The following is a 17585-nucleotide window of genomic DNA, read 5'->3' as shown; positions in this document are numbered from 1 at the left end:
CCCCGGTGCGGCGTCCCGGTCCGATCACGCGCGGGTCCCGTCCCGGAAGGCCACCGCCGATGTCCGCCGCCCCCGCAGACCCCTCCATACCCCCGTCGTCCCCCTCGATCGCTTCGGTCTCCTCGGTCCCGCGGGTCCACCCGGAGGGCACGGCCGGTGAGGCCGGCCAAGGGCTCCGGGCCCCACAGCCGCTCCGGACCCCTCCGGACCTTCCCGTTCTGGCCGAGGTCGTCCGTTCGGGATTCGTCGAGGGGCACCATCGGGGCAGCCTGGTGGTGCTGGCCGCGGACGGGTCGGTGGAATGGGCGCTCGGCGACGTGGACACACCGGTCTTTCCGCGTTCCTCGAACAAACCGATGCAGGCGGCCGGGGTGCTGCGGGCCGGTCTGGACCTGACCGGTGAACGGCTGGCCCTCGCCGCCGCCAGCCACTCCGGGGAGACCTTCCACCTCGATCTCGTGCGGAAGATGCTGGACGAGCACGGGCTGAGCGCCGAGCTGTTGCAGTGCCCGCCGGACCTGCCGCTGGACCCGGTGGAGGCGGAGACCTATCTCGCCGCCGGCGGTGTGCGCGACCGGGTCACCATGAACTGTTCCGGCAAGCACACGGCGATGCTCGCCGTGTGCTTGCAGCGGGGCTGGCCGATGGAGTCCTACCTCGACCCCGCTCACCCCCTCCAGCGACTCATCCACACCGTGGTCGAGGAGGCGGCGGGGGAGCGGGTGGCGGCGGTCGGTACGGACGGGTGCGGGGCGCCGCTGATGGCTCTCACCCTCACCGGGCTGGCGCGGGCGTTCCGCTCCTTCGTCGCCGCCGCGCCGGGTTCCGCGGAGCGGCGGGTGGCCGATGCGATGCGGGCCCATCCCGAGTACGTCGCCGGTACGCGGCGGCCCGACACGTGGCTGATGCGGGAGATGCCCGGGGTGCTGTCCAAGATGGGTGCGGAGGCCGTCCAGGCGGTGGCCCTGCCCGACGGCCGCGCCTTCGCCTTCAAGATCGACGACGGTGGTGGCCGGGCGCTGGGTCCCGTGCTGGCGCGCACGCTGGCCCGGTTGGGCCTGGACGCGCCGGTCCTGCCGAGGATCGGACGCGCTCCGCTCATGGGCGGGAGCGCGGAGGTCGGCGAGATCCGCGCCACGTTCTGACCGACGGGGGTTTCTCGGCCCCCGCCGCCCGTACCCTCCCCCAAGCTCCCGGCTTCGCTCGAGCAGGGGGACCCCCATCATCCCGTTCCCGGGGCTCCGCCCCCGTTCCCGGGGCTCCGCCCCCGGACCGCCGGGCGGGCTGATGGCGCGGGCCTGGGCCGCGGATTCTCAGCCCGTCCGGCGTTCGAGGACGAGTCCTTCGGGCGAAGGCGGGGGTCAAGGGGGCGCAGCCCCTTGGCGGGGGTCCGGGGGCCGAGCCCCTCCAGGTACGGGACGGGTCGGGAAGGGGCGGCGGGGGCGAGAAAAACCCGCGACAGCCCCGGTCGTGAACACCTAGCGTGCCCCCATGAGCCGCCGCGATGGAATAGACGTACGACCGATCACCGAGACCGAGATCCCCGACTGGATCCGCGCGCTGAACACGGGGTTCCTGCGTTCCCCGGCCGTCTCGGAGCAGGAGACGGCCGACCGCGGCTCGTACATGCTCCTGCCCCGCACGCTCGGCGCCTTCGACGCCGGCCGATGCGTCGCGACCTTCCGCTCGTTCCCGCAGCGGCTCACCACCGTGGGCGGCGCGCACGTCCCCGCCGAAGCGATCACGAACGTCTCCGTCACCGCCACCCACCGCCGCCGCGGCCTCCTCACCCGGATGATGGGCACCGCCCTCACGGCCGCGAAGGAGCGGGGCGACGTGGTCGCCACGCTGATCGCCGCGGAGTACCCGATCTACGGGCGGTACGGCTTCGGCCCCGCCACCTCCGCCACCCAGTGGACCGTCGACGTCCCCAGGACCGGCCTCGACCGCCGCTGGTCGGGCCCGGCCGACGGTGGCCGCATCGACCTGGTGGACGGTGAGGAGGTACGGAAGACCGGTCCGGAACTGCACGCCCGGCTCAGCCGCGTCCAGCCGGGGGTGGTGAGCCGTGTGGAGCGCTGGTGGCAGGTGAACACCGGCGCGCTGAAGCTGGACGGCGCCACGTGGACCGAGCCGTTCCACGCCGTGTACCGCTCGGCGGACGGCGAGGCGGAGGGCCTGGTCGCCTACAGGTCGGACGACAACTGGGGCGACGCGAAGCAGCCGCTGAACACGGCGACCGTGAAATGGCTGATCGGGGTGACCCCCGCCGCCGAGCGTGCCCTGTGGCACTACCTCTGCTCGATCGACTGGATCACCCAGGTCAAGTCCGGGTGGCGGGCCCCCGACGACCTGCTGCCGGACTTCCTGCCTGATCCGCGCGCCGCCCGTATCACCACCCAGGCGGACTGGCTGTGGGTGCGCATCCTGGACGTCGTACGGGCGATGGAGGCGCGTACGTACGCGGGCTCGGGGACCCTCGTCCTGGACGTCACCGACGGGGACGGACTGTCCGCCGGGCGCTACCGGCTGGACGTGGGCCCGGACGGGGCGGTGTGCGCTCCGACCGGACAGGGCGCCGACCTCACTCTGGACGTGCGTGAGCTGTCGGCCCTGTGGCTCGGCGAGGCGTCGGCGGTGCGGCTCGCCGCGCTCGGGCGGGTGCGGGAAGAACGAGAGGGCGCCGCCTCCGTGGCCGACGCCCTGCTCCGCACGTCCAGGCGACCGTGGTGCCCGGACATCTTCTGAGTCCCGCGTTCTACTGGCCCGACTCCTGCTCCTCCCTGTGGCCGCGGCGTCCCGTACCGGGTTCCGTGCTCGCGCTCGTACTCGCTCGTGCTGCTCGTGCTCGTGCTCGCGCTCGTGTTCCGGGTTCTGGGTTTCCGGGTTCCGGTTCTTCGTGCGTGATCGTGCTTCGTGCGTGATGGTGATCCGTAGCACTGCGGTTGTGGTTGTTTTTCGTCGTGCGGTGGTGCGTCGTGCGGACTGACCGAGCTCCCGGCTCCCCTCCGGAGGAGAACCCGGTCAGCCGGACTGCCGGACGGTGGCCCGGTCAGCCGGACTGGGAGAGCAGCAGGACGAGGATCACGGCCCCGATGCCGCTGATGGTGGTGTTCCTGGCCTTGAGGCCGACGGTCAGTACGGCGAAGGCGATGAGGCCCATCGGCCCGTACCTCCACTGGATGATCTGTTCGAATCCGATGGCGAGGGCGGCGACGGCGAGGGCGATGAGCGGCATGACGGTCCCTCCTTCGGGACGGCGAGGCGGACCCCGCTGGGACCGTCCACCTGGTCGATCGAACGTGTGCTTGGGCGACTCTGGCAGCCAACCCCTCGGGAAGTTTGACCATGTTGCTTAAGTTGGCAACCAACTCACTCATAGTTATCTCCGCGTTGGGTCGACTCATAACCACCTATCCTTCAACTGCCCAAAGATGGCGTGAAGTTGTAGTGTTCGGTCGTGGAGCCGGAACACGCCCCCGCCCATGGGCGGAACAGGTCACCACGGCCACAGAGGTCACACCGTGAGGTGGCCGACGAACTGCGGAGCCGGATCAGGTCCGGCAAGCTGCGGCCGGGCCAGCGCATGCCCACGCAGGCCAAGCTGGCCGACGAGTTCGGCGTCGAGCGCGGGGCCGTCCGTCAGGCGCTGCGCATCCTGCAGTCGGAGCATCTGCTCGTCAACATGTCCAAGGGGAGCCCGGCCACCGTCGCCGACACCCTGGAACGGGCTCCGACCGGCCCGGAAGCCTCACCGCAGCCCACCACGGTGGCACTGGGCGGCCGGATCACGGCCGCCTTCGGGGCCGGGCACGTGGAGATCGACGCGCTCTGTCTGACCTCGATTTCGCTCACCCTTGCCATGGGCGAGCCCCTCCGGCAAATTCACGCGGGCCGTATAAAACCAGCCAGGGTGGACGTGCGCGTCCTGCTCCCCAGCAGCGACATCGACCTGGCCTTCCCGGCCCCGGTGGACGCCTCGGCCTCGGGACGGCTCCAGCGCAACTGGCTCACCAACCGCAACGCCCAGGGTCAGGTGCTGCGCCACAACCTGCTCGCCCTGCGCGCCACGCACGGCATCGACGTCAACGTCGCCTTCCGCGCGCTGCCCTTCACGCCGCCCGTGAAGCTGTACCTGCTCAACGGCACCGAAGCGCTCTTCGCGTACTACACCCTGGCCAGGCGCGAGGAGGAGGTCGACCACGAGTACCTGGAGATGTACGACGTCCAGGGCACGCAGTCGATGCTCTTCCCGTTCGCGCAAGGAGCCGGGCTGAGGGACACCACGTTCGTGGAACAGTCCCGTCGGTGGTTCGACGCGCTGTGGGAGACCATCAGCTCCGAGCTGCTGCTTTCGGGCTGAGCGTCTCCCGGCGGGGGCTCACAGGGCGGGGCCGGCCACCAGCAGGGCGAGGACGACCGCCCCGATGGAGCTGCAGGTGGGGCTCTTCGCCTTGACCCCGACGGTGAGCAGCAGCAGACCGACGACGCCGGTCGTGCCGTACTGCCACTGGACGAACTGGTCGAAGCCGACGACGAAGAGGGCGGAGAGAAGGGCGATGGCGGGCATGGGCGGTTCTCCTGCTTCTACTGTGGCGTGGTGGTTCCTCTGGGGTGTGCGGGGGGTGAGTCCGGGGAGCTGCGGCAGCCGGCTCGACGAGGGAGGCAAAACTTCCGCCAACTTGACCAAGTTGGCTGCCAACTATGCTTAGGTTGTCCCCACTTGGCCGCCAGTCATAAACAACTTTTAAACAACTCCCCGTAGATGGGTGGGAGTTGTAACGTTTGGTCGTGACCCAGGAGAACGTTGCAGTGAACGGCAGCAGAAGGCTCTCACCGCAGGAGATCGCCGACGTCCTGAGGGAACGGATCCGGGCCGGAGACCTCAAGGCGGGAGACCGTCTGCCCACGCAGGCCGAGCTGGCGGAGGAGTTCGGTGTCGAGCGGGGGACCGTCCGGCAGGCCCTGCGCGCCCTTCAGGACGACGGCCTGCTCAGCAATGTCAGCAAGGGGAGCCCGCCCCGGATCGCGGAGCCGGCCCCGGCACAGGACGAGCCCCAGACGACGATGGTCGGTCTGGCGCCCCGTCTGGCGCAGGCGTTCTCGGCGCCGCACGTCCGGATCGACGCGGCCTGTCTGACCGCGGAGACCCTCATGCTGGCGCTCGGCGAACCGGTCCGCCTGATCCACGAGGGCCGCCTGCGCCCCGAGTCGATCGACGTCCGCATCCTGCTTCCGTCCCGGGACATCAACCTGGCCTTCCCGGTCTCCGTCGACGGCCGGGTCGACGACGACCCGGTCCACGGGCGCTGGCTGGCCCAGCGCAACGCCCAGGTCCACGTCCTCCAGCACAACCTCCGCGCCCTGCGCTCCTCGCACGGTATCGACGTGCGGGTGACGTTCCGGGCCCTGCCCTTCACCCCGCCCGTGAAGCTGTACCTTCTCAACGAGGTCGAGGCCCTGCTCGCGTACTACATGGTCACCCGGCGGGAGGAGGAGATGGCCGACGTGACGCTGGACATGTACGACGCCCTGGGTTCGAACTCCCTCCTCTTCTCCTTCGAGAGGCGGTCCGGTACGCGGGACGCCGCGTTCGTGGAGCAATCCCAGAAGTGGTTCGATGCCCTCTGGGAAACCATCACCACGGACCTGACACTCTCCTAGTGACTTCTGATACGAGGCAGACCGAACTGGTGGCAGCAGAGACCGAGAACCTGCGAGAAGTGATCGAACGTGCCCGTTTCGTGCTCTTCGACTTCGACGGGCCGATCTGCCGGCTGTTCGCGGGGCACCGGGCGGAGGACGTGGCGAAGGACCTGGTGGAGTGGCTCGAACGCCAGGGAATGCGGGGACTGCTATCGGAGGAGGAGCGGGCCCACCCGGATCCGATGGTCGTCCTGTACGCCGTCCACCGGCGCCACCCGCACAGCGACCTGGTGGTCGAGCTGGAGGAACGCCTCACGCAGCAGGAGCTGATGGCGGTGCCCTCCGCATGGCCGACCCCGTACGCGGATCCGGTGATCCGGACCTGGAGCGCGGTGGGCGCGCGGCTGGCCATCGCGAGCAACAACTCGGCCCGCACCGTCTCGGGCTATCTCGAGGACCGCGGCCTCACCGACTGCTTCGCCCGCAACCTCTACGGCCGCACGCAGGACCTGAACCAGCTCAAGCCGGACCCGCACTGCCTCAACCGCGCGCTGAACGCGATGGGCGCCGCCCCCTCCGCCGCCCTGATGATCGGCGACGCCCCCTCCGACCACGAGGCCGCGCGGCTGGCCGGTGTCCCGTTCCTCGGCTACGCGCGCAACGCGTACAAGGAGAAGCTGCTGCGCGACGCGGGAGCCGAGGACGTGGTGGGATCGCTGGAGCCGGTGCTGAGGGTGCTTCGAGGGCGGGACTGACGGGTGCGGGTGCGGTTCGGACGAGGGCGAGGGCGCCGGGTCGCGTTCGTCCGGAGACCTCAGGCCTGCATCTGAAGAGTCAGCAGGAAGAAGAGGGCCGCCGACCACCAGACCAGCCGGGCGCTTCCCGCGCGTATGCCCACCACCAGGCAGGTCAGCACGAGCAGTCCGGCCAGTCCGAGCCTCGACCGGACCAGCTGCGCCGTGCCGAATTCCAGCACGGCGACGACCAGTTGAAAGAAGACCATGCGTCCCACCCCGTCCACTTCCGCGAATCGATCAACTACCCGTCCAATTGGACTGGTTGGCTTGAGATTGGTTTTCCCGGCCAGGCTGATCCCTTAACCGGCGGTCAGCGGCAACCGCTGCTTGACTGAAACTGGTTTGCTTGTCAGCCGAAAGAGGTACGGTCGCCGTGTGGACGAGGAGCAGACCACCGAAGGGGGCGGCAGGGAGTTCTGGCGTGTCCTGGAGGAGCTGCGCGGCCGGCTGGCCAACGGCGTCTATCCCCTGGGCAGCACACTCCCGGCCCAGCGGGCCCTGGCCGAGGAGTTGACGGTCTCCCGGGACACCGTCCAGCGGGCCCTGAGAGCACTGTCGGGCGAGGGCTGGATCGAGTCCCGGCAGGGCAGCGGCTCACGCGTCGTGAAGAGCCCCATACACCTCGGTGTACCCGACCGGGAAGCGCCCCGGGTGCGCGCGACCCTGGGTACCTTCATCGCGCGGGCCTTCGCTCAACCGGTCGTCCAATTGGACGTGTTCACCCTCACGTCCGAATCCCTGGACGCCCACATCCGGCTGCAGGCCGAGCGCGTCCGCCTGGGTGAGGTCCAGCCCGAGCGGCTCGAACTGCGCATGCTGCTGCCCTCCCAGTCACTCGAACTCCCCTATCCCCGTGCGCAGCGCCCCGTGAGCGGGGGAGGGGAGGCGCGACAGGGAGAGACCGGGCAACTGGACCAGTTGAACGAACGGCTCCAGGAGCGGCTGCACACCATCACCCGGCGGCACGCTGTCTCGTTGCGCTCGGCGCTGCGGGACCTGCAGACGGAGGGCCTCGTGCCGTCCGTGCAGGTGGAGGTCCGGTATGTGCCGCTCACCCCGACGTTCAAGCTGTATCTGCGTCCGGGCGCGGAAGCGTTGTTCGGGCCGTACGAGGTGGTGGAACGCTCGATCCTCATGGACGACGAGACCGACACCGAGACAGAGGTCGACGCCATCGACGTGTTGGGCCTGGGATCGACACTCACCCGCCATGTCAACGACGAGGGTGATCCCGACTCCTCCGGGTCGGTGTTCGTGGAGAGCATGCACGCCTGGTTCGATTCCTGCTGGAATCTCCTCGCGCAGCCGTCCTGAGCCGAAGCCGATTCCACGCGGCCTCCAGCAGCGCGGCACTCCTTGAATGTAGAACTCTCTCTCAAGTACGCAGCGATTGCGCGGTCACGCTCCCGGGCGACCACTAGGGTGTCCTCACCCTCGTCGCGGTGCATGAACATCGGCGACAACGCACAGCCATTCAGGAGTGACCGTGGGCGTTCCGCTGATGTCCGGCCCGCCCGGTCCGCCGGCCCTGGAAGAGGCGTGGGACACGGAGTACCGCCACTTCGTCCGCTACGCCAAGACATTCGGATCGTTCGGCCGGGGACACCACAATCTGAATTACATGGTGAGGCCGCTCACGGAACACGACTCCCGTCTGGTGGCCTGCGAAGACGGTGCGCCGGTGACGGTGCGGGAACGTATCCCCTCTGCGCTGCCCGTGGTCATCAGGACCTGGCAGGACGAGGCGGAGATCCTCAACGCGATCTGCGGCGTACTTCCGCACGTTCCGCGTTGCCTGGTCAAGCACCGTGATCTGACGATTCTCAGTTATGTGGAGGGCATGCCGCTGTCGCGCATCTGCCCGAACGGCAATCCGCTGGACTCCGGTCTGGTCCGCGTACTCGCGGATCTCCTCGCGGACATGACGCAGGTGCGCAGACGGCATCTACCGGCGCTGCCCCCGTCCTGGCCCCGCTCCAGCCGCGACGGCAGAGCCTTTCTGCGGGCCTTGGCGTTCGCGGCGGAGAAGCAGATCAGACAGCGCAACCGGGACGAATTCGGCGGCCTCTTCGCGATGCTGGGCATTCCCGAGGACGCGATGGTGCGATTCGCCGAGAAGGTGCCGGCGCAGGTCAGTCGCCCCTTCAGCCTGCTCCACACCGACCTGCACCGGGACAACGTGATCGTCTCCTACGACGGCGACCCGCCCCTGATCTGCGTCGACTGGGAACTGGCTAGTTACGGCGACCCGCTGCACGACCTCGCCACGCATCTGGTGCGGATGCAGTACCCGGACTACCAGTGGCCCGAGGTGATCGAGGCGTGGCGTGAGGCGATGGGCCGCCGGCGCCCCGCGGCCGTGCACGGTCTCGATCGCGACCTCAGGAACTACGTCGCCTTCGAGCGTGCCCAGTCCGTCTACCCGGATGTGATCCGGGCCGCCATGTCGCTGGGCGACTCCGTCAGACAGCAGGAACTGGATGCCGCGACCAGCGCGGTGCACCGGGCCCTGCTGGCGGCCGAGGCACCACTGCGGCTCGCGAGCGTGCCGGACGAGACCGCGATCGAGCGCATTCTCTTCCGGTGGAACGAGTCCCACGAAGACCGGCACAGACATCACTGGTCCCGCCAGCGGATCGTCTGGACGGCCGATGAGAGATTCCCTCTGCACCCGTCCCTCTCCAAGGCGGCCGTGAGCGAAGCCCTGTTCGAGGAGGGGGCCGCGTCCGCGGATCGGGTGTTCAAGGGAACGGCGCACCTCAACACGGCGGTACGGGTGCCGGGCGTGTACTTTCCCGTCATGGTCCGTCGGAGGGTCGGCGCGGCGAACGCCCGCGAGCGCAGGTTCCTCAAGGAGCACGCCGTCCTCGGAGCCATCGAGCGGTCGAACGTCTCCGTGCATGCCCCGCGCGTGCTCGCCCTGGGCACCAGCGGCCTGAGGGAACAGTTCACCATCCACTCGTACGAAGGGCCGGTGGACGGGTTCAGGCCACCGGATCACCCCGTGGACGGACTGCGCCCCTACGAGGCGGACGACCTCGTGGACCAGCTCGGGGCCCTGGCCTCGGTCGACTGCGACCAGCTGGATCCATACGGGGAGGGGTTGAGTCTCTACCCCGGATTCCGCGACGAACTGGTCCACATGGTGAATGGACTGACCAAGCCGACCCGGGACCTGATGCGGGAACTCGGGCTCCCCGACGAGTACCGGCTCGGCGAGATCCTCGACCGCCACACACTGGTCCCGCGTCGGCCCGTGCTCCTGCACGGTGATCTCAACCCGTGGAACCTGGTCCGCGCCGAGCGGGGTGGACTGGTGCTCATCGACTGGGAGATGGCGGTCGTCGGCGACCCGCTGTACGACCTGGTGCGGCACATGCATCTCACGCCCACGCGGCCCGAGATCCGTGAGCGCCTGTTCGCCCGCTGGGAGCGTGTCCTGCCGGAGGACTGCACCAAGGGCTGGCGCGAGGACTGGCGTATCTACCGTTGGATGGAAGTGGTCCGCTCGGCGTACGTGGACCTCGACCGACTGGTGACCGGCGACAGCCTGGACGCCCCGAACGTCCGCCGGGCCGTCGGCTCCTACGCGATGACCCTCGCCGACGCCATCGCTGCGCTGGGACTTCCGAGCAGAACGACGAACCCCTACCTCGCCCGCGCGCTGCCGCGCGAAGAACGCGGGAGCCGGCGGCCGGCCGGGGTCTCCGCGGAAGCCTGACCGTTCCGCGAACGCGGAGGACATCCGGCGCCTGGCCGGCGCCCGCCCCGCTCGTAGGGGCCGGCCCGGTGCCGGCCGGCGACCTCGTCCCGCTCGACGAGGTCGCCGCGTCCACGGTTCAGGGGGCGGTCGCCGCGTCCAGGATCGGGATCAGCTGGTCCTCCTCGTGGGTGAGATGGGCTTCGAGCGCTTCCGTGAGGCGTACCACCTCGGGGAGTACGAGAGCCGGGTCGGCGTGCTTCTCGCCGACGACCCGGCGCAGTTCCCCGGCCAGCGCGGCGATCCGCCCGTGCTCGCCGCGCAACCGGTCGAGCAGCGGCGCGTGTTCGGGGTGGCGGTCGGCGAGGACACGGAAGAGACCGATGTCCTCGCCGGTGTGGTGCTGGTGCAGGCCCTGGCAGAGGGCGAGGCAGTTGACGCGGAGCTGGGCACCCAGGTGAGTGCCGGAGGTCGCGAACTCGGCCCGTATGAGGGTGAGTTCGCGTCGGAAGGCGTCGTGGACGACCTTCAGGGCCTCGCTCACGGAGCCGGCGTTCACGCGCGGCGGACCGTCCTGGGCGATCTCCTGGAGTGCGACGACGGGGATCACGCGGTCCGTCTTCGCCTGGTACCGCGCCCATCCCGGGTCGGCCTCCACCGCCCGGGTGAAGAGCCGGTCGCGCTCGGCGCCCTCCAGGACGACGGCCCGCGCGTCGTACGTGAAGACACCGCTCTCGACGCGGACGCGCGGCTCGGCGACGAGGTTGCGGAACCAGTCCGGGTGCCTGGGAGCTCCCCCGGCCGAGGCGATGACGAGGACCCGGCCGCCGCCGTCGGGGTAGTAGCCGAGGGGGGTGGTGTGCGGGGTTCCGGTGCGCACCCCGGTGGTGGTCAGCAGGAGCAGTCGGGCTCCCTCGAAAGGTCCGCCGACCTTCCCGGCACGGGCGCGGAATTCATCGATGACCTGCTGGTTGAAGGCGTTGGGCATGCTCTGCTTTCTGCTGTCTTCGGGCGGTTTTCGGGCAGGGGGGATCGCCGCGGCGCCATGCGCGTGCGAGGGCACGCGAAGCCCGCGTTGCGGAAATCAAGGGGTGGGGGAGGCGCGCGGTACTCCGTGTCCCGGAGTGCGCGAAGAAAAGGAGTGGGTGGTGCCCTGCACCGCCCCGGCCTCACTCGGAGGCCGGGCAACCCATTCGCTCACGGCACGAGGCCGACCCGGCAGTCATGGCCGCAACGCTACTGTGCGCAGAGGGCTTCACGGAACAGTCCCCGGGCCGCCGTTCCGAAATTTCCCTGTCTCCTCGAAGGTGGCTCGCGCCGCTCACGCGGCCGGGCCGCCGGTCTGTCCGTGGCCTGTCCGGCAAGCCGAAAAGCCCCGTCAGACGATCCGGCGGAACGTCATGAGAATTTCAGGCCGGTTACTTTATCGCCTGGTCTCCAGAAGCGCCATCGGTGCTGAGCCGCATGTCGCAGACATGCCAGCATCTGGCCTAACATCGCAGGTCGAACCGTTATCGCATGCAGTTCGCACGGAAAGCGTGATGAGGCTGGATGCGGCTCGACGTTTGCATCCTCGAACCAATCGGACAGTTCCCTCGCCCATGCGAGGAGAGAGGACGCAAGATGTTTCCGAAGCTCAAGGTGATGCGCAACGGGCGTCAGGTCGAGGGCACTCCCTCGCGTCACCCCCGCCGGGGTGCGAGGGCGGCGGTGCTGATCGTGCTCGGCGGCGGGATGGTGGGTCTCTGGTCGGCGCCCATGGCGCAAGCCGCAGGTCATGACTCGTTCAAGACCTTCCGCTCAACCGTCGCCTTCGCCGCACCCGAGGACGACGGGGAGGCCGAGGGTGGCCACAACTGGGCGGACTTCGAGCACAATGCGGACGTCGACGGTGGTTACGACCGGGCGGACTCAAAGGCCGATGCGCACTCCGACGCCGACGACTGGGCGGACTTCAAGGACGATGAGGACGTCGACGCCGGTTACGACCTGAAGGACTGGGACTTCGACGACGACGGGTTCAAGATTACGGTCATCGTCAACAACAACAATAACAACAACAATGGCGGTGGCACCAACAACAACAACAACTGATTCCGCGGTCCGGGTGGCGGGATAATCCGGCCACCCGGACCGTTTTCCTGGCGGTGGAATCCACGGTTCTGAGCATGCGGTTCGGCCGGTGTTTCCCACCGCCTTTCCGTGTATTCCTCCGAGGGGACGCGGTCGCCCGTCGAGTGCGGCCACGCCGGACCACCTCGAAAGAGCATCCCTCTCGACGGCGTGGCCGCTCCCGCGCGGCGATCACGTCGACACCGGAGCCCCGGGTCTCGTCCCGTCCCGGAGCGGAAGACGAGCGCGGGAGTGGGAACGGGAACGAGCGGGAAGGTGTGCGTGCCGGGGCCCGTCCGGTCCAGCGGGGCCCGGAACCGACCGACGGGTTCCGCCGAAGCGCGTCGGCGCGGAGGGCGCGGAGCGGAGGGCGCGGAGCGGGTCCTCGCGCGGCGCCTGCGTCCGACCGGGGGCTTTCGGCGTGGCGTAGCGCACTTTTGCAAGCGGGTGCTTGCAATTGTTAGCGGGAGTGCGGCAAGGTGGAGTCATGGCATCGCTCAACGTCGGCAATCTCGGTGAGTATCTGCGTGAACAGCGGCGCACCGCGCAGCTGTCACTGCGGCAGCTCGCCGACGCCGCCGGGGTGTCCAATCCGTATCTGAGCCAGATCGAGCGCGGGCTGCGCAAGCCGAGCGCGGAGGTGCTGCAGCAGGTCGCCAAGGCGCTGCGGATCTCCGCCGAGACGCTGTACGTGCGGGCCGGCATCCTCGACGCCGAGCGGGACCGGGACGAGGTGGAGACACGTGCCGTCATCCTCGCCGATCCCACGCTGAACGAGCGGCAGAAGCAGGTACTGCTCCAGATCTACGAGTCCTTCCGCAAGGAGAACGGATTCGAGATCACGCCGGACATGGTCCAGGGCGGGACACGGGACATGGCCCCGGGCGTGGTCCAGGAGACGGTGCAGGACCCGGCGCAGAACATATCGGACACCCGGCCATCGCCGGACACCGCTGTCCGCGGCCCCCGCACGGCCGACGGAAGCGATGCCGATCCGCAGCAGACCGCCGGTTGACCCGTACCGGCGGCGGCAGTGCCGCCGCTACCGGTGCAGACCGGCAGGGTTCGCCGCGGACCACCCAAACCCTCAGCTGAAAGCGACTCCGGGAGGATCATCGCCATGGCCATCACCGACGACATCCGCAAGGCCGCCACGGACCCGACCCCGCTGTACTTCCTGGCCGGCACCGCCGACCTGGCCGTCCAGCAGGCCAGGAAGGTCCCCGGCATCGTGGAGCAGATCCGCGCCGAGGCTCCGGCGCGCATCGAGACCGTGAAGAACATGGACGCGAACACCGTCCAGGAGAAGGCCGCCTCCCGTGCCAAGGAGGCGCAGGAGACGATCCAGACCCGGGTGACGGACTTCATCAGCACCCTCGACACCGACCTCAAGAAGCTCGGTGAGTCCGCCCAGGACCTCGCCCTGCGCGGTGTCGGCGTCGCCGCCGAGTACGCCGTGAAGGCCCGGGAGACGTACGAGAAGGTCGCCGAGCACGGCGAGCAGACCGTGCGGACCTGGCGCGGCGAGGCGGCCGACGGCATCGAGGAACTGGCCGTGGCCGTCGAGCCGGACGCGCCGCAGCCCGTCCAGGTCAAGGAAGAGCCGAAGCCGGCCACGGCCGCCGCCGAGCCGGTCGGGGTCAAGAAGACCGCGCCGAAGAAGGCCCCGCTGCGCAAGCCCGTCGCCAAGAAGACGACCCCGCCCGCGAAGTGAGCGGCCGCCGCGAGCCCGCCGACGGACATGGCGGGCGAACGGCCTAGCGATGCGGGGACGGGCCGGGCACTCTCAGAGTTCCCGGCCCGTTCTCCGGGTACGGTGACGGTAGAGATGATTCGACTCGGGCGGTGGGCATAGTGCTGTTGACGGCATTCGGCGGCTTCATGTCGCTGATCTTCCTGGCCATGCTGGTGCTCGCCGTGGTGGCACTGGGGATGGCCGCGATCGCCCGCGAGGACGCGTACCGCGCGGCGGACAAGCAGAACAAGATGTTCTGGCTGATCATCCTGGGCATCACGGTGGCCGTGAACCTGCTGGTCCCGATGATCTTCCTGCAGATCGCCGGGCTGGTCGCCACGATCGTCTTCTTCGTGGACGTACGCCCCGCGCTCCGCCAGGTCTCCGGAGGCGGAGGCCGCCGCGGCGGAAGCAGCAGCGACGGCCCCTACGGCCCGTACAACGGCGGCCGTTGACCACCACGCACGTATTGGGCGCTCCGGTGGGCGTACGGAGCTAGGGCATGCGGTCCAGCAACAGCACCGCGACGTCGTCCGTCAGCTCTCCGCCGTTGAGTTCGCGCACCTCGCTCACGGCGGCCCGCAGCAGCTGTTCGCCCTCCAGCCCCTCGGCGAGCTGGCGGCGGACCATGTCCACCATGCCGTCCTGGCCGAGCCGCTGGTTGCCCTCGCCGATACGGCCCTCGATCAGACCGTCCGTATAGAGCATCAGACTCCACTCGCCGCCCAGCTCCACCTGCTGGCGCGGCCAGCGGGCGCCGGGCAGCAGACCGAGCGCCGGGCCGCCGTTCTCGTACGGCAGCAGTTCGGCCGGGCGGCCGGGGCGCGCTATCAGCGGGGACGGGTGACCGGCCAGGCAGAGCCCGGCGCGGCGGCCGTCCGGCGCGATGTCCACCGTGCACAGCGTCGCGAAGATCTCGTCGCTCTCGCGTTCGTGCTCCAGGACCTGCTGGAGCGTCGAGAGCAGCTCGTCGCCGCACATCCCCGCGAACGTCAGCGCCCGCCAGGCGATGCGCAGCTCCACGCCGAGCGCCGCCTCGTCGGGTCCGTGCCCGCAGACGTCGCCGATCATGGCGTGCACCGTGCCGTCGGCCGTACGGACCGTGTCGTAGAAGTCGCCGCCGAGCAGGGCCCGGGAGCGACCGGGGCGGTAGCGCGCGGCGAACCGCAGCGAGGAGCCCTCCAGGAGCGGGGTCGGCAGCAGTCCGCGTTCCAGGCGCGCGTTCTCCTGGGCGCGCAGCCTGGACTCGGTGAGCCGCCGCTCGGCCTTGTCGGAACGTTTCCGCTCCACCGCGTACCGGATCGCGCGGCTCAGCAGCCGGCCGTCCAGCTCGTCGCGGAACAGGTAGTCCTGGGCGCCGACGCGTACCGCTTCGGCGCCCCGCTCGGCGTCCCCCGACGCGGTGAGCGCGAGGACGGCGTGCCGGGGCGCGAGCCGCAGTACGTGCTTGAGCGAGGCCAGCTCGTCGTCCGACTCGGCCGCCCGGCCCGGCGCCGGCAGCGCGAGGTCGAGCAGGATGCAGTGGACGTCGTCGGTGAGCAGCCGCTCCGCCTCGGTGAGGTTGCGGGCGGTACGGACACGGATCGGCTTGCCGGCCGCGTCGAGCATTTCGGGCACGCTCAGCGAACCGGCCGGGTCGTCCTCGATGACCAGCAGGGTCAGGGTGGTGGTGCTGGCGACCGGGGTCGCGGCGCGAGGCGCCGGCAAGGCTTCGGCCGGGCCGCCAGTCGCGTGTCCGGCGGGGCCGCCGGTTGACTCTCCGGATGGGCCGCCGGGTGAGAACGCGGCTGAAGCCTGACCACTCTCCGCGGCCGGGATCGCTCTCTGCCGCGGTATGGGTACGGGCATCGTCTGTTCCTTCCCTCCCCCCGAGGGCGTGGTGGGGCGAAGGTCCTCGACCCACCGACGGGGACCATAGCGGTAGCGGAGGCCGCGGGGGAATGGTGTGCGGCGGGGCTTCCGGCAATCGGCCACCGTCATATGCCGCATCCTGTACCGCACTTGGACAGGATGCCGGGTGGCCGGGGATGACGAACGTCACGTCCCCGGGCGGGGGAGCCTGGCGCCCCCGTGGGGCAGGTCACGTGCGGTGCGTCACGGCAGGGCGCGCGGTGTGCGGGGCTCGGTCACCAGGCTGTTACGCCCCACGTCCAGGGCCCCGGCCCAGTGCGGGCCCGCCCGCGCCAGGTGCCTCGGGGCCGCCCACGCCCGGTGCCTCGGGCCCGCGCGCGACGCCTCACGCGTCCGGCCGTACGACCCCCAGTATCGGCATCGATCCCGCGCCCGCGATGGTCACCGTCCGGCCCGGCCGGGGCGCGTGCACGATGGCGCCGTCCCCGATGTACATCGCGACATGGCTGGCGTCGTCGAAGTAGATGATCAGGTCGCCGGGGCGCATGTCCTTGACGGCGACGTGGGGGAGCTGCTTCCACTGCTCCTGCGAGGTGCGCGGGATGCCGTGGCCCGCGGAGATCCAGGCCTGGGAGGTCAGCCCCGAGCAGTCGTACGACTTCGGGCCCTCGGCGCCCCACACGTACGGCTTGCCGATCTGGTCGGTGGCGTACTTCACGGCCTTCTTGCCCTGCGCCGACGCCTCGCCGTTGATCTCGGCGAGGACACCCGAGCTGAGCCAGGCCGTCTGCGCCTTGTAGGCGGCCTCCTCCTCCAGCTTCGCCAGCCGCTCCTTCTCCTCCTTCTGCAGCTGGGACTCCAGCTTCTCGGCGGCGGCGATCTGCTTCTTGATCTTCTTCTGGGCCTCGGCCTTGGCCTCGCGGTTGGCCTCCAGCTTCTGCCACTGGGCGGAGGCGTCCTTCGCGTACTGCTCCAAGTCCTGCTGTGTGCGGGCCATCTCGGCGAGCAGGCCCTTGGTCGCGTGCTCGCCCTGACGGACCCTGTCCGCGCCGTCCAGATACTCCTGGGGGTTCCTGCTCAGCCAGAGCTGCGCCTCGGGGGGCAGGCCGCCGCCCCGGTACTGCGCGCGGGCCGCGGCGCCCGCGAGGTCCTTCAGCCGGTCCAGCTTCTCCTGGCCCTTGACGATCTCCTGGGCCAGGTCGACGATCTGGGCGGACTGTTGACGGGCCTTCTCCTCGGCGGCGTTGTACGCGTCCGTGGCGACCGCCGCGTCGTGGTAGAGATCGTCCAGCTTCAGACGGATCGCCTGGAGGTCCTTCTTCTTGCGGACCGCCTGTGGATCCTGGACGCCCGCACCGCCCGCGCCCGCCGCACCGCCCGGCGGGGTGGGTGTCGGCGCGGGTGCCGGCGTGGATCCCGGTGTCGGACTCGCGTACGCCACAGCCGGTGCCGACAGCACCGCGCAGGCACACGCCAAAACCATGGCCGCCGTGGTCAGGCTCCGCTTACCGGATCCCATTGCTCCGCCCCCAAACTGATTTACCGTCAGTAACTTATGGACGCCTGGGGGATCGTGCCATGTCGGCGCGCAACGCGACAGAGGCGGGCAAGAACTCCCTTCCCTCCGTCCCGCTTCCGCAAGACGATCTCCCCGCCTGTGTGACGAACCACTCACGGAGTTCGTTCCGCCAGTAGTGCGGGCGGGTGAAGTCCGCGACCGTTCACCGAAGCGCGCCCGCGCACC

Annotated in this window: 17 protein-coding genes; 11 read left to right on the top strand and 6 right to left on the bottom strand. The window is 69.8% G+C overall.

Features of this window, described 5'->3' with window-relative positions; all coding sequences use genetic code 11:
• Nucleotides 1–59: 59 nt before the first annotated feature.
• Both ACFVTC_RS29125 and ACFVTC_RS29120 read left to right on the top strand, forming a co-directional pair.
• Nucleotides 60–1145 (top strand): asparaginase, encoded by a 1086-nt coding sequence (locus ACFVTC_RS29125; RefSeq protein ID WP_390131462.1) that lies wholly within the window; start codon nucleotides 60–62, stop codon nucleotides 1143–1145.
• Between the two features lie 346 nt (nucleotides 1146–1491).
• Nucleotides 1492–2748: a GNAT family N-acetyltransferase gene (locus ACFVTC_RS29120; RefSeq protein ID WP_390131461.1), complete on the top strand. Its 1257-nt coding sequence runs from the start codon at nucleotides 1492–1494 to the stop codon at nucleotides 2746–2748.
• Between the two features lie 304 nt (nucleotides 2749–3052).
• Here ACFVTC_RS29120 and ACFVTC_RS29115 read toward each other — a convergent pair whose 3' ends face one another.
• Complete coding sequence (locus ACFVTC_RS29115) at nucleotides 3053–3238, bottom strand: hypothetical protein (protein WP_390131460.1); 186 nt, start codon at nucleotides 3236–3238, stop codon at nucleotides 3053–3055.
• 222 nt (nucleotides 3239–3460) lie between these two features.
• On the opposite strand from ACFVTC_RS29115, the gene ACFVTC_RS29110 reads away from it, so the two are divergent.
• On the top strand, nucleotides 3461–4363 hold the full coding sequence (locus tag ACFVTC_RS29110) for a winged helix-turn-helix domain-containing protein (RefSeq protein ID WP_390131459.1): 903 nt from the start codon (nucleotides 3461–3463) through the stop codon (nucleotides 4361–4363).
• 18 nt (nucleotides 4364–4381) lie between these two features.
• Here the strand turns inward: ACFVTC_RS29110 and ACFVTC_RS29105 are convergent, their stop codons facing one another.
• Nucleotides 4382–4570, bottom strand: a complete 189-nt coding sequence (locus tag ACFVTC_RS29105) for a hypothetical protein (protein WP_168528794.1) — start codon at nucleotides 4568–4570, stop codon at nucleotides 4382–4384.
• A gap of 215 nt (nucleotides 4571–4785) precedes the next feature.
• Between ACFVTC_RS29105 and ACFVTC_RS29100 the strand changes: the two genes are divergently transcribed.
• Nucleotides 4786–5664: a GntR family transcriptional regulator gene (locus ACFVTC_RS29100; RefSeq protein WP_390131458.1), complete on the top strand. Its 879-nt coding sequence runs from the start codon at nucleotides 4786–4788 to the stop codon at nucleotides 5662–5664.
• On the top strand, nucleotides 5664–6401 hold the full coding sequence (locus ACFVTC_RS29095) for an HAD family hydrolase (RefSeq protein WP_390131457.1): 738 nt from the start codon (nucleotides 5664–5666) through the stop codon (nucleotides 6399–6401). The genes ACFVTC_RS29100 and ACFVTC_RS29095 overlap by 1 nt, the downstream gene beginning before the upstream one ends.
• A gap of 59 nt (nucleotides 6402–6460) precedes the next feature.
• Here ACFVTC_RS29095 and ACFVTC_RS29090 read toward each other — a convergent pair whose 3' ends face one another.
• Nucleotides 6461–6649 (bottom strand): hypothetical protein, encoded by a 189-nt coding sequence (locus tag ACFVTC_RS29090; protein WP_329288683.1) that lies wholly within the window; start codon nucleotides 6647–6649, stop codon nucleotides 6461–6463.
• A 169-nt stretch (nucleotides 6650–6818) separates the two neighbouring features.
• On the opposite strand from ACFVTC_RS29090, the gene ACFVTC_RS29085 reads away from it, so the two are divergent.
• Together ACFVTC_RS29085 and ACFVTC_RS29080 are read left to right on the top strand one after the other, a co-directional pair.
• Nucleotides 6819–7757, top strand: coding sequence for a GntR family transcriptional regulator (locus tag ACFVTC_RS29085; RefSeq protein WP_390131456.1), 939 nt, complete (start codon nucleotides 6819–6821; stop codon nucleotides 7755–7757).
• 187 nt (nucleotides 7758–7944) lie between these two features.
• Complete coding sequence (locus ACFVTC_RS29080) at nucleotides 7945–10164, top strand: phosphotransferase family protein (RefSeq protein ID WP_390131519.1); 2220 nt, start codon at nucleotides 7945–7947, stop codon at nucleotides 10162–10164.
• A 118-nt stretch (nucleotides 10165–10282) separates the two neighbouring features.
• Here ACFVTC_RS29080 and ACFVTC_RS29075 read toward each other — a convergent pair whose 3' ends face one another.
• Nucleotides 10283–11131, bottom strand: a complete 849-nt coding sequence (locus ACFVTC_RS29075) for a nitroreductase/quinone reductase family protein (protein ID WP_390131455.1) — start codon at nucleotides 11129–11131, stop codon at nucleotides 10283–10285.
• Nucleotides 11132–11766: 635 nt separating this feature from the next.
• Between ACFVTC_RS29075 and ACFVTC_RS29070 the strand changes: the two genes are divergently transcribed.
• From ACFVTC_RS29070 to ACFVTC_RS29055, 4 genes are all read left to right on the top strand, one after another.
• Nucleotides 11767–12237, top strand: coding sequence for a hypothetical protein (locus ACFVTC_RS29070; RefSeq protein ID WP_390131454.1), 471 nt, complete (start codon nucleotides 11767–11769; stop codon nucleotides 12235–12237).
• A gap of 505 nt (nucleotides 12238–12742) precedes the next feature.
• On the top strand, nucleotides 12743–13270 hold the full coding sequence (locus tag ACFVTC_RS29065) for a helix-turn-helix domain-containing protein (RefSeq protein WP_390131453.1): 528 nt from the start codon (nucleotides 12743–12745) through the stop codon (nucleotides 13268–13270).
• A gap of 105 nt (nucleotides 13271–13375) precedes the next feature.
• Complete coding sequence (locus ACFVTC_RS29060; protein WP_390131452.1) at nucleotides 13376–13969, top strand: hypothetical protein; 594 nt, start codon at nucleotides 13376–13378, stop codon at nucleotides 13967–13969.
• A 140-nt stretch (nucleotides 13970–14109) separates the two neighbouring features.
• Nucleotides 14110–14445, top strand: coding sequence for a DUF2516 family protein (locus ACFVTC_RS29055; protein ID WP_390131518.1), 336 nt, complete (start codon nucleotides 14110–14112; stop codon nucleotides 14443–14445).
• A gap of 40 nt (nucleotides 14446–14485) precedes the next feature.
• Here the strand turns inward: ACFVTC_RS29055 and ACFVTC_RS29050 are convergent, their stop codons facing one another.
• On the bottom strand, nucleotides 14486–15838 hold the full coding sequence (locus ACFVTC_RS29050) for a PP2C family protein-serine/threonine phosphatase (protein WP_390131451.1): 1353 nt from the start codon (nucleotides 15836–15838) through the stop codon (nucleotides 14486–14488).
• A gap of 388 nt (nucleotides 15839–16226) precedes the next feature.
• On the bottom strand, nucleotides 16227–17324 hold the full coding sequence (locus ACFVTC_RS29045) for an NlpC/P60 family protein (RefSeq protein WP_390131450.1): 1098 nt from the start codon (nucleotides 17322–17324) through the stop codon (nucleotides 16227–16229).
• Nucleotides 17325–17585: the final 261 nt, after the last annotated feature.

Source organism: Streptomyces sp. NPDC057950 (assembly GCF_042887295.1).
In the GTDB taxonomy this organism is placed as follows: Bacteria; Actinomycetota; Actinomycetes; order Streptomycetales; family Streptomycetaceae; genus Streptomyces; species Streptomyces kaempferi.
The sequence above is the reverse complement of the archived record's forward strand: the minus strand, read 5'-3'. Positions and strand labels throughout refer to the sequence as shown.

What these genes read in the sequence shown, in the direction of transcription:
- ACFVTC_RS29050 (WP_390131451.1), bottom strand. Translation starts at nt 15,838, where the DNA reads ATGCCCGTACCCATACCGCGGCAGAGAGCGATCCCGGCCGCGGAGAGT.
- ACFVTC_RS29125 (WP_390131462.1), top strand. Translation starts at nt 60, where the DNA reads ATGTCCGCCGCCCCCGCAGACCCCTCCATACCCCCGTCGTCCCCCTCG.
- ACFVTC_RS29060 (WP_390131452.1), top strand. Translation starts at nt 13,376, where the DNA reads ATGGCCATCACCGACGACATCCGCAAGGCCGCCACGGACCCGACCCCG.
- ACFVTC_RS29070 (WP_390131454.1), top strand. Translation starts at nt 11,767, where the DNA reads ATGTTTCCGAAGCTCAAGGTGATGCGCAACGGGCGTCAGGTCGAGGGC.
- ACFVTC_RS29090 (WP_329288683.1), bottom strand. Translation starts at nt 6,649, where the DNA reads ATGGTCTTCTTTCAACTGGTCGTCGCCGTGCTGGAATTCGGCACGGCG.
- ACFVTC_RS29105 (WP_168528794.1), bottom strand. Translation starts at nt 4,570, where the DNA reads ATGCCCGCCATCGCCCTTCTCTCCGCCCTCTTCGTCGTCGGCTTCGAC.
- ACFVTC_RS29120 (WP_390131461.1), top strand. Translation starts at nt 1,492, where the DNA reads ATGAGCCGCCGCGATGGAATAGACGTACGACCGATCACCGAGACCGAG.
- ACFVTC_RS29065 (WP_390131453.1), top strand. Translation starts at nt 12,743, where the DNA reads ATGGCATCGCTCAACGTCGGCAATCTCGGTGAGTATCTGCGTGAACAG.
- ACFVTC_RS29080 (WP_390131519.1), top strand. Translation starts at nt 7,945, where the DNA reads ATGTCCGGCCCGCCCGGTCCGCCGGCCCTGGAAGAGGCGTGGGACACG.
- ACFVTC_RS29115 (WP_390131460.1), bottom strand. Translation starts at nt 3,238, where the DNA reads ATGCCGCTCATCGCCCTCGCCGTCGCCGCCCTCGCCATCGGATTCGAA.
- ACFVTC_RS29075 (WP_390131455.1), bottom strand. Translation starts at nt 11,131, where the DNA reads ATGCCCAACGCCTTCAACCAGCAGGTCATCGATGAATTCCGCGCCCGT.
- ACFVTC_RS29045 (WP_390131450.1), bottom strand. Translation starts at nt 17,324, where the DNA reads ATGGTTTTGGCGTGTGCCTGCGCGGTGCTGTCGGCACCGGCTGTGGCG.